The 17,153-nt window shown below is 39.0% G+C and carries 12 protein-coding genes; 5 read left to right on the top strand and 7 right to left on the bottom strand.

Annotated features, from left to right (window positions below; genetic code table 11):
* The first annotated feature begins 19 nt into the window (after nt 1-19).
* A complete protein-coding gene (pulA, locus tag F3D3_RS00620; RefSeq protein WP_069870193.1) occupies nt 20-1,957 on the top strand; it encodes a type I pullulanase in 1,938 nt (645 codons plus the stop codon).
* Nucleotides 1,958-1,995: 38 nt separating this feature from the next.
* Here pulA and F3D3_RS00625 read toward each other — a convergent pair whose 3' ends face one another.
* Nucleotides 1,996-2,793, bottom strand: coding sequence for a helix-turn-helix transcriptional regulator (locus tag F3D3_RS00625; protein WP_069870195.1), 798 nt, complete (start codon nt 2,791-2,793; stop codon nt 1,996-1,998).
* A gap of 257 nt (nt 2,794-3,050) precedes the next feature.
* Here F3D3_RS00625 and F3D3_RS00630 point away from each other — a divergent pair, with 257 nt between their 5' ends.
* Nucleotides 3,051-5,054 (top strand): methyl-accepting chemotaxis protein, encoded by a 2,004-nt coding sequence (locus F3D3_RS00630; protein WP_069870197.1) that lies wholly within the window; start codon nt 3,051-3,053, stop codon nt 5,052-5,054.
* 545 nt (nt 5,055-5,599) lie between these two features.
* Here the strand turns inward: F3D3_RS00630 and F3D3_RS00635 are convergent.
* The 4 genes from F3D3_RS00635 to F3D3_RS00650 form a co-directional block, all read right to left on the bottom strand.
* Nucleotides 5,600-5,911, bottom strand: coding sequence for a hypothetical protein (locus F3D3_RS00635; RefSeq protein ID WP_069870199.1), 312 nt, complete (start codon nt 5,909-5,911; stop codon nt 5,600-5,602).
* 101 nt (nt 5,912-6,012) lie between these two features.
* Nucleotides 6,013-6,876: an ABC transporter substrate-binding protein gene (locus F3D3_RS00640; protein WP_069870200.1), complete on the bottom strand. Its 864-nt coding sequence runs from the start codon at nt 6,874-6,876 to the stop codon at nt 6,013-6,015.
* A complete protein-coding gene (locus tag F3D3_RS00645; RefSeq protein ID WP_069870202.1) occupies nt 6,866-8,173 on the bottom strand; it encodes an HD-GYP domain-containing protein in 1,308 nt (435 codons plus the stop codon). The genes F3D3_RS00640 and F3D3_RS00645 overlap by 11 nt, the downstream gene beginning before the upstream one ends.
* Nucleotides 8,174-8,453: 280 nt before the next feature.
* Nucleotides 8,454-10,460 carry a methyl-accepting chemotaxis protein gene (locus tag F3D3_RS00650; RefSeq protein ID WP_069870205.1) on the bottom strand — a complete coding sequence of 669 codons (2,007 nt, stop codon included), beginning with the start codon at nt 10,458-10,460 and terminating at the stop codon, nt 8,454-8,456.
* Nucleotides 10,461-10,879: 419 nt separating this feature from the next.
* Here F3D3_RS00650 and F3D3_RS00655 point away from each other — a divergent pair, with 419 nt between their 5' ends.
* From F3D3_RS00655 to F3D3_RS00665, 3 genes are read left to right on the top strand one after another with little or no spacing between them, the layout of a single operon-like run.
* A complete protein-coding gene (locus F3D3_RS00655) occupies nt 10,880-12,703 on the top strand; it encodes a beta-glucoside-specific PTS transporter subunit IIABC (RefSeq protein WP_069870207.1) in 1,824 nt (607 codons plus the stop codon).
* A 39-nt stretch (nt 12,704-12,742) separates the two neighbouring features.
* The gene (locus F3D3_RS00660) at nt 12,743-14,203 is read left to right on the top strand and encodes a glycoside hydrolase family 1 protein (RefSeq protein ID WP_069870209.1); all 1,461 of its coding nucleotides are present in this window, start codon (nt 12,743-12,745) and stop codon (nt 14,201-14,203) included.
* Between the two features lie 32 nt (nt 14,204-14,235).
* The gene (locus F3D3_RS00665) at nt 14,236-15,084 is read left to right on the top strand and encodes a PRD domain-containing protein (RefSeq protein WP_069870211.1); all 849 of its coding nucleotides are present in this window, start codon (nt 14,236-14,238) and stop codon (nt 15,082-15,084) included.
* A gap of 163 nt (nt 15,085-15,247) precedes the next feature.
* On the opposite strand, the gene F3D3_RS00670 is transcribed toward F3D3_RS00665, so the two are convergent.
* Nucleotides 15,248-15,547 carry a hypothetical protein gene (locus F3D3_RS00670; RefSeq protein ID WP_069870213.1) on the bottom strand — a complete coding sequence of 100 codons (300 nt, stop codon included), beginning with the start codon at nt 15,545-15,547 and terminating at the stop codon, nt 15,248-15,250.
* Nucleotides 15,544-16,893, bottom strand: coding sequence for an acyclic terpene utilization AtuA family protein (locus F3D3_RS00675; RefSeq protein WP_069870215.1), 1,350 nt, complete (start codon nt 16,891-16,893; stop codon nt 15,544-15,546). Before F3D3_RS00675 ends, F3D3_RS00670 begins: the two co-directional genes overlap by 4 nt.
* Between the last annotated feature and the right edge of the window lie 260 nt (nt 16,894-17,153).

Raw genomic sequence — 17,153 nt, forward strand, 5'->3', positions numbered from 1 at the left:
ACTAAATGAAGGTGATTCTATGGAATATCCAGTAACAGGACGAAAACTGGGGTATCAATATGCCTCGGCCGAAACCGAATTTAATGTTTGGGCTCCTACACGCAATCATATAGAGGTGGCCCTTTACGATCATCCTAATGCACTTAATAGAACCTTGTATACTATGACCAAGTTAGAGGATGGCGTTCATACAGTGAAGATACCTGGTGATTTGCATGGGAACTTTTACACTTATATTATTGAACACGAACTTGAAGTCACAGACCCCTACGGCGTTTCAGCATGCGCCAACAGTTTGAGAACAGCTGTTATTGATTTAAAGCAAACAGACCCCGAGAATTTCGCGCATCATGCTATTCCACGCGGTAACCAAAACTGCGATGCCATTTTATATGAACTGCATATAAAAGATTTTACGGGCGATCAAAGCTCTGGTGTTCAGCATAAAGGCAAGTTTTTAGGACTTACTGAAAAAGGAAGTCAACTAGACGGTTACGTCACTGGACTAGATCATCTTGTGGATCTTGGGATTACACATGTACATCTCATGCCTATAAATGATTATTTATCGGTGGATGAACTCTCAAATGCCCCAGATGAATACAACTGGGGTTATGATCCCGAACATTTTAACATCCCTGAAGGCAGCTATGCAACAAACCCTAACGACCCTGTAACTCGCGTTAAAGAACTTAAACTAGCGATTCAAGCCCTCCATGAAAAGGGGTTAAAGGTCATTTTAGATGTGGTCTATAACCATACTTTTAGAGGGGCACAATCCAATTTTAACGCTCTTGTTCCGAACTATTATTATCGCGTCACTGACGACGGCATATTTTCCAATGGCTCTGGGTGTGGCAATGAATTCGCGTCTGAAAGACCCATGGCAAGAAAATTTATCATAGACTCCTTATGCTATTGGGTAAGAGAATACAAAGTGGATGGGTTCAGATTTGATCTCATGGCGCTGATTGATATTGATACGATTAAAATTGCGATTAGCGAACTTAAAAAAATAAATCCTGAAATCATGATTTACGGTGAACCTTGGACCGGAGGCCTGTCACTACTTCCCGATATCAAGCGTGTTTATAAGGGGGTTCAGTGCAACCAATGTTTTTCACTTTTTAACGATGATTTTAGAAACGCAATTAAAGGTGATAACGATGGTACTGGTCATGGTTTCATTCAAGGCAACAAAGATGCGGAGCATGGGGTCAAAGTCGGTATTTTGGGTTCTGTTCCCTATGATCAAGCTTATATTGGCTTTGCCATGAATCCCTGCGAAACCGTGAACTACTTTAATGCGCACGATAATTTAATCATATTCGATAAAATTTCCAAATCCATGTCCGGAAACGCTTATGAAGACTGGATTAAGATGAACAAACTCTGTTTTAACATTATGATGTTGTCTCAGGGGATTCCCTTTTTTCATGCTGGGAATGAGTTCCTAAGGAGTAAAAAAGGCAATCATAATTCGTATAATGCACCGCTTTCAATAAACGGCATCAACTGGCAGGATAAAAAAAATCACTACGCTTTTTTTCTCTATGTAAAGGATCTTATTGAGCTCAGAAAAACCTACGGCTGTTTCAGATTAAAAGATACTGAGCAGATCAAAAATAATATTCACTTTGTAGATATAGAAGGTCCTGGACACAATGCAATCGTGTATACCATCCATGTGGATAATGAGATGGCTTATGATTGCCTGTTGATCGTTCACAATGCACATTACGAAATTTTCAAACTGTCTATCTCCGATGTTCTTAGATCTATGTGCTGCGAACTTGAACTGGATGTCACTTACAAGACCACCGATGTCGAAATTAAACAAATCTTCAATGAAAGTGGTCTACTTCATAATCCACTTGTCATTCCAGATGTGGCAAAACATGTCGTTGGTGTAAATCCATACAGTTCCGCAATTTACACTTTTAAAAAATTAAAATAACACAATGCCTTCTCATAAGCGACTTAGAATGCATTGCTTTACTGATGATGACGATTTCTATATTCTAAAGGCGCTATGCCCGCATATTTTTTAAAAACAGATGCAAAGTGATTTTGATAGTTAAATCCAACAGCGATTGAGATATCATACACAGATGCATCTGTTTTTATTAGAAGCTGTCTTGCTTCATCAATCCTAAGCTTGAGAACATGCTCTGATAGCGTCTTCCCCGTTTCCTGCTTGAGACATCTTGAAAGGTAGCTTTCTGAGATCGATAGTTCTTGGGCCAAAGATTTTAAACTTATTTTCCTTCTGAATTGCCGCTGTATGATCGTCAATGCCTCTTGCACTAAAATACCATGTCTCACGGATGATTTAATTTCATTTTGGTTTCTGATCATCTCTGCCATCTCATCTAGAACTAATGTTTTTAACACTTCACAGCCATCATTATCTTCTATCTTTGCAATTACATTGCTAAAATTAACGATTTGATTCTCTCTATTGCCATACACTTCAATCATCACATTGAGAAAGAGTGTCATAAAAACAATCAACGCATTTTTAAATTCTCTTAAGTCAGACTTGCCGACAATTTTTTTTAAGGGTATCTCATAAATCACTACCAGCAAAGTGCGGACAGCGGGTGCATTTTGACGCCCTAAAAAAAACTTTAAATCCACAAAATAATCATAAGGAAATCTGATATAGTTGATGTCCTTTTTACGATCATATATATCAATGTTGCCGTATTTTCTTTTTAAAGTTTCCACGATATAGGCGTTATCTTCCGCATGAGCCCGTAAGCATGCTTTCATGTTTTTTATCCTCTGCATTTTCAGATTCTCCTGGGTGTCTCTATATTTCTAAAATCCTAGCTAATTACAATTCTATCATAAATTCAATATATTTCAATTTAGTACGGTTTTTTATCTAAAAGTACTTTCTTTTATCCACTACAGTCTCGAATAAGCGTTATAATATAGGTATGCATTTAATGATGCGATGAGAACGCGTTGCGTGGGGCGCTTACGCGAAGTTCGAATGGATTTGACTCATATAGCTGTAAACTAATTTTTTCGGGGAGATTATAATGAAATTAAACTTATCAGCAAAAATAATTTTAAATGCAATGCTGCTTGTCCTAGTAATGGTCCTAGGCATTAGCGGTATTGCCATTACCAAGAGCAAGCATGCCGTTGTCACAGAAGTTGAAAAAGCAATGCTTGAATACGCCAAAGAGAGTGCGGCACATTTAAAAACAAATATGGATCTTCGATTGACATCCCTTGTAGAACTTGCAATGCGCGATAACGTTCAACCGATGCTCTTTAGCATTCAAAAAAACGAGATAAAAGATGAAATAGAGCGCCTCGGTTATCTAGATATGGCTGTTGTCACACCAAACGGCGAAGCCCATTATATATTAAGCGATGAAACGACGAGCCTTGCAGATCGAGATTATGTAAAATCAGCGCTTTCTGGTGTCCCTACGATCTCTAAAGTCTTAGTCAGTAAAGTCACTGGCGGTCTTGTGGTTATGGAAGCCGTTCCAATTATGGATAAAGAAAAAATAGTCGGTGCTCTAATTGGCCGCAGAGATGGGGTCTCTCTATCAGAATTTACAAATGGCATCAAATTTGGTGAGACGGGTTATGCCTTTATTCTGGGACCAGATTCAACGATTTATGCCCATCCAAACCTAGACTTTGTAACAGATCAGCGCAATGCCTTTGCTGAAATTGATTCCAATGGTGATCTTAAGCCCTTTGGAGAAGCCCTTAAAAAACTAGGAGAATCTCCCTACGGTATGGCCAACTACGAGCTCAGTGGAAGTCATCGTCTTACTGCCATTACAACCATTCCAGGAACGGATTGGATCTTGGGAATTGGTACACTTAGAGATAGCGTCTTGTCTGGTGTCGATACGCTAACACTGTTTCTAGTGCTCATAGGTGCACTATTCATCGTTTTGGGCATCGTGGCATCCTATATGCTTGGGAAAAGCATTGCAACGCCTATTGTAACACTGTCCGTTCTCATTACTGAGTTCGCACATTATCGACTTAGCCTAGATGAAAACCATAAGGTGCACCATCTCAAGAAAAGAACAGATGAAATCGGTCAAATTGCCAATGCCTTGATTGAAATGCAGAGCAATTTAGTCCATCTGATAAAAGAAGTGTCCACCGCCTCACAGCAAGTAGCAGCATCTTCTGAGGAACTCTCCTCCACAAGTCAACTCTCTGCCGATACGGCGAGCGAAATTTCCAAAACCATAGAAGAAATTGCGCTTGGTGCTACAGATCAAGCTATGGAAACCGAAAAAGGCGCTCTCAATATAAACGATATGGGCATACTTCTTGAAAAAGACTTTACACAGATGCATGAACTCAATGAAGCTGCAAGAGTCGTCAATCAATTGAAGGAAGAAGGTACGATTACTGTAAATGCACTTCTCTTAAAAGCTGAAGAAACTAAACACGCAACCTTATCGATTGAAAGTATTATCAAGTTAACCCATGAAAGTGCTACCAAGATTGATCAAGCCAGCAGTATGATTGAAAATATTGCGGGGCAGACGAATCTATTGGCACTCAATGCTGCTATTGAAGCTGCAAGAGCGGGCGAGAGCGGGCGTGGCTTTGCTGTTGTCGCAGATGAGATCAGACACCTCGCTGAACAATCAAATGCTTTTACAAAGGAGATTTCAGCGATTATAGGGCAATTGACTGAAATGATTACGCAGGCAGTTAATACAGTCCAAACGGTCAAGGTAAGTGTAGAAGAACAAAACATAGGGGTCAATGATACCAAATCCAAATTTGAAGGGATCTCCATTGCCATTGAAAAAATGCGTGCCGTTATTCTCAATTTAGACCATTCATCCAAAGGAATTTCCATCAAGAAAGATGAGATCATCGGTATTATCAATAACCTGTCTGCTATTTCAGAAGAAAACGCTGCCAGCACTCAGCAAGCTTCTGCTTCTGTAGAACAACAAACGGCATCACTTGCAGAGATCGCAGATGCATGTGATGCATTGGCTCATTTAGCAGAAGATATGCAAGCCAGTATTACTAAATTTTCATATTGATAGAAAGTTTGAGTGTCAAAAGTTAGTGCATCTCTCAATTAAAAAAACAGGTTCATTTATCGCGTTTTAATGCGATAGATAAACCTGTTTTTAATTCACTTTGCATTTAACCACAATTCGATGCCCCTATTCCTGTCGCATAGACAGAGTAGCTATACCCATTCCAGCTCACAGAAATTTCACCCATGGATTCATATAAGTACTTCTCTATGATAAAAGTAACCCCATGAACCGTTTCTTTTAAATCTTCTTCTGTTGCTTGGTCTAAACCTAGACCAAATGTGGGGCCACCTCAGCCCATACCTGCAATATAGATTCTTACTGCTTGAGGTTTATCCGCCTGTTTTTTCAAAACCTCTTGAATCCTTTCACAGGTGTCTTGATTTACTTTAAAAATCATAACACGCCTCCGTAAAATAGAATTGTTCTTCTCTCTTATTATACCTTAAGTCAGATCACATAAAAAGAAAAACCCCCTAAGCAGGGGGTTAATTTTTTGTGAACAAAACGACTCATCTGAGTCGTTTATAAGTCAATGCTATTATTTAACCACAGCTTGAGCATGAACCACAAGCAGAAGGTTGAACGTTAACGGGTTGAACTGAATAACCATTTCCTACCCACTCTACTTTGACTTCTCCAACTGAATCAAATACAGATTTCTCAAGAACAAAGTTAATGCCGCTGATTTCTTCAACTAAATCACCTTCATTTTGATTATCTAAACCAAGACCAAAACTTGGACCACTGCATCCCATCCCAGCAATAAAGATTCTGATGTTTTGTGGCTTATCTGCTTGAGCTGCTAAAACTTCTTGAATTTTTACGCAAGTCTCATCATTTGTAGCAATATACATTATAATCACCTCCATTAATGACATTATATTATAATTCCGAGTAAATTAGTATAGATAAATTAAAAATTAAAACATTATTTACAATTTGTTAGATTTTAAGGTCAATTTTTATCATAATATGAATCCAATTGGCCTGAAGATTTCAATTTATGGAAGGCTTGATTGAACCGAACAACAAAAGATTCTGCTCTTGGATCTGCTTTATTAATCATCAGATGATCGCCATACGAAGGCTCAGAAAACGAAAATTCACTTCTTTTAAAGGCGTTCATATCTTCTGAAAAATATCTGTTTATAAGGGCTGAGGCCACTACGGGATCTATCGGTACCGTTTGAATTCTACCCTCTTTTAGCTTTCTAAAGCACTCGAGTTCATCTATAGACAGGTCATATTCAAGCCCGAGTTCATCATATATCTGGGTATAATAATAGCCGTATATGGCTCCGACTTTATATTGTTTTAAATCTTCATCACTGTTGAGTTCAAAGGGTGCATCCTCCTTTTGATAATAATAGAAATACAGTTTTCTGTTGGTCGCATCAATCAGGCTATCTGAGAAAAAATACTGTTCTTCTCTTTCTGCCGTTTTAAAATAGGGGAATATGCCAAAAGCACTCCCTGAGTTTAAAGCGTATACCCCTCTTGACCATGACATAATCTGCACTTCATAATCAACTTCCATCTCCTCTAAGATCTTAACCATGATCTCATATTCGAAACCTTTAGTCTCGCCATTTTCTGTATAAACATACGGTTCATAATCTCCCGTTACAATGGTATAATGATCCAGATTAGGCTCAAACTCCACTTTATCCGCTAAACTATATTGAATCGTTTTTATGGGAATTATAGTATGAGCAACCTCTTCTGCTGTGTTCAGCCATAACCCTATGACGATCGTCATCAAGCTCAAAATTATGAGGAGCATATTAGGCGCTACGTTTAAGTGCTTTCTATTGTTCAAAAGTGAGCACCTCCAAAAAAGCTTCGACGAGCTTGCTGTCAAATTGAGTCCCTTTTCCTAGGATGATTTCATCGATAGCCTGTTGACGCGTTAGGGGTGTTTTTCGATATGCTCTTGAACTGGTCATTGCATCATAGGCATCCGCTATGCCAATAATGCGTGCAGATAGTAAAATAGACTCTCCAGATACGCCATTATTATAGCCCTTGCCATCATAACGTTCGTGGTGTTGAAGGACGATTTGAGCACTTTCTGATAAAAACTCAATATCTTTCATAATCTGATAACCGATATCGCTGTGACGCTTAATATAATCAAACTCATCTGCAGTTAATGGCGTCTCTTTGTTTAAAATTTCCATAGGAACGCCAATCTTACCAATATCGTGAAGAATCGCTGCCATATGCAGATTTCTTTTATCACGCACGCTCATACCTATTTTGTCCGCAATGAGTATTGCATATTTTTGAACGCGATCACAGTGCCCTCTTGTATAAGAATCACTTGCTTCTATGGCATTGGCAAGTGCCATGATCGTCTCTTGATAGTTCTGGTCTAATGTACTGACCAAATTTTCAAGTTCCTCATTCATAGCCGTTGTTTCTTCATAGAGTGCTTGAATCTCATCATGATTCAATTCAATCTCATTGATATGAGCTTTGAGCTGATTTTGCATACTCAATATTGTGTTTTCCAGTGTTCCTATTTCATCTGTAGTATTGATCCTCAACTGATTATCCAGATTTCCGCTCGCTATATTATCCGCAACTTGAGCCAAATTTAATAGTGGTTTGGTAATCATTGAAGAAAGCCATAACACAATCCATCCCAAAACCGAGATTTCTAAAAAGCCCAGAAAAATTTCATACAAAATAGCCTCATACTTTTGCTGTTTGTAAAACTGATCTGTGAAAGATATCGTGATATCCCCAATATATTGATCATTGAAAAAGATTTGTCTTGAACGGCTCAGAAAGGTTTTTGTTTGCTCTGCATAAAGCTTTGTCTTTTGAACAATCACCGTTCCATTTTGATCTTTAATGGCAACCTCTGCAACATTTATATCTAATATCAAAGTCCCTGCAATATCTTCAATGTTGCCAATATCAAAATCCCAAAGAGGTCTTTTGACTGCACTTGAGCCGATATCTACCAAGGCATTTATATTATTAGTCATCTCTGCGATCATATTCTGACTTTTTACAAAATAGATCATCCCTATTCTCAATGAAGTCACTATTAAAATAACAATTACAATATAAAATGTTAATCTACCCCTAATACTTTTAAATTTCATAGTTTCCCTCTATTACAAATATTAATTTTTTATAACATTTAAGTCTATTGTAACTCACTTCCTTTTATATTTCAATGCTATAAACCCTATTGAACCACGATAAAAAAGAACAGCAAATCCAATACTTGCTGTTCTTTTAGAAGTCCAATCCATGGTTAGGGTGTCAAAAGTCAGTTTTGCATTAACCCTCTACCCTATGCTGTATCGCGTGCTTCTCGTAAACGACATCATAGGGTAGAGGGTTGCTCAACTTTTGGATTTGACACCCTAACCATCCCTGTTACATTTTAAATTTGCTAATTTCTTGGTTGAGTTCAATCGAAATTTGATTTAACTCTTGAGCTGCTTTCGCCACCTCTTCAACTGCAAAGGTCTGTTGATCCATGGATGCCGTAACCTCTTCAGAAGCAGCCGCAGTTTCTTCTGAAACTGCTGAAATATTTTCGATGCTGTTGACGATTTGTTCTTTGTCTTCATTGACACCATCGACAGAAGTGCCAATCGCCTTAATGTTGTGGTTGATCAATTCATAAGCTTGTCTAATCGTCTCAAAGGCATCAATTACTTTCACAACGGCATCATTTTGTTTTGTTGAAATAGCTTTTAAAGAAGTCATGCTCTCAACAGATTTCGAACCATCTGCCTGTATATTGAGTACGATGCCCTTAACTTGATCTGCAGCATTTGCAGATTGTTCTGCCAGTTTTCGGATTTCTTCTGCAACAACTGCGAACCCTCTACCGTGTTCTCCTGCACGTGCCGCTTCTATTGAAGCGTTAAGTGCTAATAAATTGGTCTGAACAGATATCGCAGAAATTGAGTCTAGAATCGCGCCGATTTCAATGGTTCTCTCATTTAATTGCAAAATCACCTTTTCAATATCATTATTTGCATTAATCGAATCGTTATTGCGCTTTCCAAGTTCATTTACTGAAGCAACGCCATCATCATAAGCCTCACCTGTTTTTTGTGCCGATTTAACCATATCCGCAGTGTACTTGTTCAGCTCTTCAAATTTCTCAGATAAAGATCTGGCAATCGTTGCACTGTTCTCAGCATCTCTCGCCTGGTCTTGCGCCCCTTTGGCGATATCTTCGACGGTTTTAGCCACTTCATCAGCAGAGGCACTGACCTCTTCACTTGTAGCCGCAAGACTTTGAGAAGAAATGGTCAAATGTCCTGAAACATTTTGAATATTTTGAACCAGTTTTCCTAAATCTTCTAGTGTTTCGTCGAAATATTGGCTCAAAATACCCATTTCATCCTTAGAAGTCACTTTAGAAAGTGATCCCAAATCTCCCGTTCTGGCTTTCTGCATTGACTGGATTAATTTTTTAATATTTTTATTGATTTTAGAGGTGAAAAATATAATAATGACAATTGCAATGACAATTGCCACCACAGATACAATTATAATAAGCAATATAATCATCAAAATATCAGCTTGAATTTCGTCATAATAAAGTGTCGACACTACGGACCAGTTTACATCCTTAAGCCTATAAATGGCAGCATATTTTTTCTTTTGAACGCCATTTTCATCATAACTATATTCAACTCCAGTGCTATTCAGATCCTTTAAAGATTCCTTGATTTCGGTAGTCACAAGTTCTGTTCCTATTTTTTCGACAGCTTGGTGTGTCATAATAATATTATTCGATGCGATAATAATAGGGTATCCCTTATCACCGATTTTGATATTTTTGGTCTGTTCATTTAGAGTGCTCAGCGCAATATCTGCCGCCACAACGCCTATAAACTTATTGCTATTATCGTAAATAGGTTGACATGCCGTTACCATCATTTTGTCCACCGTATCGTCAAAATAAGGATCTGTCCACATAAATTTCCCCGCCGCTTTCGCTGCGATATACCAATCCCTAGTTCTCGGATCATAGTCTGCGCCAAGATCACCATCAGGTCTCATGATTGTCCGGTTGTCTTCTGTGCCTAAGTAAATAAATAAAATATCCGGATTGGCATCCACATAAGTTTCCAGTATCTTTAATAAATCCCGCTCTGCTGTTGGTGAGGACATCATCTCTTTCGCAATGGGTTGATCTGCCAGTGCTCTGATAATAGTCTCGTAACCTTTAAGATAGTTTTCAACTGAAATACCAATTTGCTTTCCAAGATTATTGACCGAGTCCTTTTGTTTTTCCATGAACATCGATTTCACCTTTAGAGCTGTTCCTGTTCCTACAATCACCTGTGATAATACAATCACAAATACAAAAATCATCAAAATGGATTTTCTCAAACTGCGTTTTACTTTGATCTCATTCATAAAACAGCCCCCTCTTCTCACGTAGCATCGTTGTCATTCTCTAAACCGTCCTTATTTGTCCTAAATGCCCTATTCATAAAATACCCTTCTACGATTATATCAATCAAAGGTCCCTCCCGTCAATTCAATGCTCTTACAGGTTTAAAAACTAGTTCTAATGCTCTACACATCTGGGACGTTATCTCTGTGCAGATGAGCCGTTATAGCGTTATAGCGCTATACTAATTTTTGTTTACATTTCAAAACATTTTGCCTTGACATGGATCTCTTTCGATTATATAATGGACGTAAATTAAACATAAAACAAGTACTATTAGACATGTGACTGGTTGAGCAGGCAGGATCTAATCGATGAATGATGAATATCATTTATTGGTTTAGGTCCTTTTTTTGTTTAAAAAATTGAAGGGGGAAAGACTATGAATTACAAAAGTACTGCAAAAGAAATACTTGAAAACATTGGTGGAAAGGCTAACATTGCTCATTTAGAGCATTGTTCCACAAGACTTAGATTTTCACTGCTAGATACCTCTAAAGCCAATGTGAAAATGCTCGAAAAAATCGACGGTGTTATTGCTGTTAAAATGACCGGTCAATGCCAAGTGGTCGTTGGCAATGAAGTTGTAGAAGTCTATGACGAAATCATGAACTTGGTAGGTCATTCGCTTTCTGCATCAAATACGTCTAAAGCATCTGGAGAAAAGCTCAAACCGGGTGCTTATATATTAGATTTTATTGTTGGTATTTTTCAGCCATTAGTGCCCGCAATTGCTGGTGGTGGTATATTAAAATCTCTATTACTGCTCTTATCTTTGCTTGGCATCATGGATGCCACAGGTCAAACCTATATGCTCCTCTCCTTTATTGGAGATGCGCCTCTTTATTTTTTACCTATTTTGGTCGCTGCCACAACAGCAAATAAACTCAAAGTCAATTATCTCGTGGCCATTTCTGCCGCAGGTGCATTGCTCTTACCTAAGATGCTATCTACCTTGGGTGAAGGTGCTGTGCTCTTTGGGATCACACTTCAAAACATTTCATATCCCTATCAAGTTTTGCCTGCAATCCTTGCAATCATCTTGTATTCATTTGCAGAAAAATTCTTTACTAAAGTATCTCCAAAACCCATTCGAATTTTCTTTGTCCCTATGATGTCTCTACTGGTTACAGTCCCATTGACTCTACTCTTTTTAGGCCCTTTAGGATTTAATCTTGGACAAGGCTTTACACACATTATTCTCTTCTTGTTTGCTAAAGTAGGTTGGATTGCAACTGCACTTCTTGCCGCAGTCTTACCTTTCATGGTTGCAACAGGTATGCATAAAGCTATGATTCCATATGCTGTAACCACTATGGGTGAACTGGGCAAAGAAATTCTCTATTTACCGGCTTCACTTGCTCACAACATCTCAGAAAGTGGCGCTTGTTTCGCTGTTGCCATTAGAACAAAAGACAAAACAAAAAAATCTGTCGCCATTTCTGCTGGTATCTCTGCACTCTTTGGCATCACTGAACCCGCACTCTACGGTATTACACTCCTAAATAAAAAAGTTTTAGGCAGCGTTATTGCTGGGTCCTTTATCGGAGGCGCATATATCGGCATCACTGCTGTAGAATCATTTGTTCTTGTAGGGCCTGGTCTTGCAAGTATGTCCATGTTTATTTCTGAAACAGCACCAAAAAACTTTGTTCACGCTGTTATTGGTATGATTATCTCCTTTGTTGTTGCTTTTATCAGCTCATTTGTGCTCGGCAAAGAAGAGGATACTGTAAGCGCTAAAACGATCGAAGACGTCCTCTTTAACAGTCCAATTATTGGTCAAATGATTTCACTTTCAAAAGTCAACGATGACATTTTTTCTTCAAAAGTCGTTGGAGATGGCATCGCTGTGATGCCTCATAAAGGTGAGTTATACGCACCTCTTGACGGTAGAATCGAAACGGTTTTGGATACTCAACATGCCATTGGCTTAAAAGCGGATAACGGCGCAGAAATTTTATTTCACGTGGGCATTGATACGGTTAGACTTAAAGGCCAATATTTCGAATCTAAAGTCAAAGTAGGCGATAGGGTTAAAAAAGGTGATCTTCTTTTAAAATTTGACCTTGAGAAAATTAAAGAAGCTGGATTTGATCCTGTAACCATTGCTGTTGTAACGAATCAAGAAGTTTATAAATTGGATATAAAATCAAAAGACACCGTCAATCCAACAGATCATATTATGACGATTGCTCTGGCATGATATGATAAAATAGATATGATCACAAGAGGAGTGTAATTTATGAATCCTAAATTTCCAGAAAATTTTCTATGGGGTGGCGCGCTTGCTGCCAATCAAGTAGAAGGGGCATGGAATGCCGATGGTAAGGGCATGTCCGTGGCCGATGTGGCAATGTATCGCTCAAAAGTAAGTGTAGATGACTATAAAGGTCATTTAGAAATCTCAAAAGCGCTCATTGAAAATGCCATGCAAGATGATGACATTAAGAAATATCCCAAGCGCAGAGGGGTTAATTTCTACGAATACTACAAAGAAGACTTGGCTCTATTTGCCGAGATGGGTTTTAAAGTCCTTCGGATTTCAATCGCATGGACACGGCTTTTCCCAACGGGTGAGGAAACTGAACCCAACGTTGCTGGTGTAAAGTATTATAGAGATTTGCTCACTGAAATGAAACGCCTTCATATTGAACCCATTGTCACCCTTTCGCATTATGAGATGCCGCTAGCACTCAGTATGAAATACAACGGCTGGGTGGCGCGTAAAGTCATGGATCACTTTGTTAGATTTTGTAAGGTTTGCTTTAATGCCTATAAAGATTTGGTCAAATACTGGCTTACCTTCAACGAAATCGACAGCATAGACAGACATCCCTTTATCACAGCGGGAATCATTCCCGAATTATGTGACGGCGGCAATGAAGAACAGGCTATTTATCAAGCGCTTCATCACCAGTTTGTGGCATCTGCTCTAGTGACTAAAGACTGTCATGAAATGATTCCCGGTAGCCAAGTGGGCTGTATGCTCACTAAATTGACCACTTATCCGAACACCTGTAATCCTCTGGATGTGGAAGCCACGCTCAAGAAAAACCTTCACAATTATTTTTATGCGGATGTTCAGATCTTTGGCGAATACCCTGTCATGATTGAAAAATGGTTTGAGCGCAAAGGCATTCAAATCGTTATGGCACCTGAGGACAAAGCCATTTTAAAAGAAAATACTGTCGACTACCTGTCCTTTAGCTATTATATGTCCCTTACAGAGTCTGTGGATCCAGAACTTGAAAAAGCGTCTGGCAACACCATTATGGGCGTTAAAAACCCCTATCTGCCCTCTTCTGAATGGGGATGGCAAATTGATCCACTCGGTATTAAAATTTCACTGATTGAACTCTATGACCGCTATAAAAAGCCCATGATCATCGTGGAAAACGGCGTTGGCGCCAAGGATGTGGTTGAAGCCGATGGGTCTATTCACGATCCGTACCGAATTAAGTATTTTAGTGCACATTTTAAGCAAATGAAAGCCGCAATAGACGAAGGCGTTGAACTCTTTGGCTATACGAGCTGGGGGCCGATTGATATCATCAGTGCAGGGACTTCTCAGATGTCTAAAAGATACGGTTTTATCTATGTGGATCAAGATGATGATGGCGATGGCACTCTAAAGCGAAGCCGTAAAGATTCTTTCTATTGGTATAAAAAAGTCATTGAAAGTAACGGGGCCGACTTGGATTAACGCTTCTTCTTTCAAGCAGAAAGGGGTATGTAGTGATTAAGATTAAGAAAGTTTTGAATTCAAGTGTTGTCTTAGGCGTTGATGACCAAGGCAAAGAATTTGTGCTCTTTGGAAAAGGGATCGGATACGGGCAAAAAATTGGCGCACTCATAGCAGATCACCAAGCAGATCAAATATTTATGCCTGTGGATAATTTTAAAGCAAAAGAATTGCTGGATTTATTAGATGCCATGCCACCTGAATTTATAGATTTAACTCAGAAAATTGTCAGTCACGCAGAAAAGAAGCTCAACACAAAACTCATTTCAGGCATCTACTTTACCTTAATGGACCATATGAATTTTGCAGTTGAACGTTACAGAAAAAACATCAACATCACCAATAGAGTCTACTGGGAAATTAAAAATTATTATACAGAGGAATTTGAAATTGGTCTTTATGCCATTGAGCTTATGAATCAAACTTTTGATATTCGCTTGCCAAAAGAGGAAGCGGCAAACATTGCATTCCATATCGTCAACTCTCAAACTGAAAAAAGCGAATCTCGTGACGGTATGAAATATGCCAAGATGATCGGCAGTATCGTGAATTTAGTAAGGTACACGCTCAACATCAATCTGGATACGGAAAATGTCCATTATACACGGTTCATCACACATGTTAAGTTTTTTGTAGAACGCTATTTTGATGATCAAATGATCGATGATAAGGATGACGCCCTCTTTGAACAGATTGCAAATCTATACCCTCAAGCCATGAATGGTGCTTTTAAAATCAAAGAGTACATCCAACAAGTATACGGCAAGTACATTCCAAACGAAGAGCTCACTTATTTGGCAGTCCATATTCATCGGCTTATTAGTTATAATCAACTTGGGTAATGTGCTCGATTTATAAACTGGTTTTCCCACTCCAACAGTAACTAAATGCTCAAAAAAGCACTCTCCTTATGCTGTATCGGAGAGTGCTTTTCTATAATAATGCCCTTTTCTTTACTGACTATGGTTTAAATCATTCCCTGATGCTAAAAACGCTATCTTTAATTTATATCTCTATCTCTAATATAGAAGAACTCAAACATTTGCCATGCTTATCTATGGCAAGTGATCTTGTAACGCCACCACCAAGCGCTTCATACATCACAAAGTTAAGTGCACCTATATTTGGAAGCTCATAACGCACCACTTTACCCTTAACCACATGCTTAAAATGTGCTTTGACCACTTCTGCAGTAACCTTCTCTTTAATAAGCGCATAATCTTTTTCATCATATGCAATTAATGAAATGTTAGAAATGTTGCCTTTATCGCCTGTTCTTGAATGTGCAATCTCCCAAAGTTTCATGACATCACCTCCTTGAGCACGATCTCTACAGCGATGTCTTTCTTTGGTACCAAGATAGAAGCGACTGAAACAACCTCGGATACTTTTTTAGTCGCACCACCGCCACCAGCAGGGCCATTGGTATAGAGGGTCTCCACTTCATTCGCCACTCTCTCAGCCTCTCCTTTTGTCTTTGTTCTTGCAGCAACTCTTAGCCTAACTTCATTTGGACTTGATGGCGCATTTGAAACAGGTCCTGCAAATAAAGCATTTATACCGATGATATCAAATCTGATTTCATCGTATTGAACCGCCGTCATTTCGAGTCTTTTTTTCACAATTTCAAGTGCGAGTTCAGCACGCGCTACACAGTTAGGGCCGCCATAACTCATTTCGCCTTCACCTATAAAACAGTCTTTATAGCCTAAGCTGACTTTGTATGTGTCTGTCTTTGCCTTGCCTTTACCGCCTTTAACGGCAACTAAATCTGGCGCAATTTCTTGAATAGAAACTTGTGAAAAATCTGCAACACAATCCGGTGTAAAATAATTTTCTGGATCGTGAATCTCATAAATCATCTGCTCTTTACAAGTATCCACGGTCACCATGCCACCCGTACCTTCGAGTTTAGAAATCGTTACATCTCCAAGTTCATCTACTTCTGCAATTGGAAAACCAATATTCCAAGGTTCAAAAACATCTTTTTTACCAGGGTCAGCATAATACCCCCCTGTAACTTGAGCACCGCATTCTAGCAAATGTCCCACAAGTGTACCTTTACCCATTTTTTCAAAATCTTCAAGATTCCAACCAAATTCATGCACAAGTGGTGCAAGGTAGAGTGCTGGGTCGGATACCCTTCCAGTGATAACCACGTCTGCACCTTGCTCTAAAGCTTTTAAAATACCCGCTATTCCTAAATAAGCATTTGCCGATATCACAGTGCCATCAAGCTCTTTAAGCGGTTTTCCCGTCTCCCATACCACTGCCTCTTGATATCGGTCTAAGTGATCCATAACATCATCTCCGATAACTGCAGCGATCTTGAGCCCTTTAAGGTTCTTTTCTTCTGCAATTCTTTTGACCACTTCTAAAGCACCAATTGGATTTGCAGCGCCCATGTTGGTGATAATCTTAACTTTGTTCTTATATGCTACAGGTAATGCCCTTTCCATTCTATATTCCAAAAGACCATCATAGCCCTTTGAAGGATCTGACATCTTAATTTGTTGAGCAATCGCAATGGTTCTCTCAGCCAAGCATTCATAAGCAATATAATCTAATTGACCTTTTTCTAAAAGTTCAATAGAAGGTTCAACTCTATCGCCTGAATAGCCTGCGCCGCCGCCGATTCTTATTTTCTTCACTATTTTTACGCCTCCTTGATTCTGTTTAAAAGAAGATACTCAGTCCGCTTCGCTTCCTTCGTAACCCGACTGCAAGCCTTAGACTTTCCGTCTGACTAACGGGGATACTCAGTCCGCTTCGCTTCCTTCGTAACCCGACTGCAAGCCTTGGACTTTCCGTCTGACTAACAGAGATACTCAGTCCGCTTCGCTTCCTTCGTAACCCGACTGCAAGCCTAAAGGCTTGCAAGCCTTGGGAAAATGACCCCAAGGCTTTAGGA

Source organism: Fusibacter sp. 3D3, assembly GCF_001748365.1.
Lineage (GTDB): Bacteria > Bacillota > Clostridia > Peptostreptococcales > Acidaminobacteraceae > Fusibacter_A.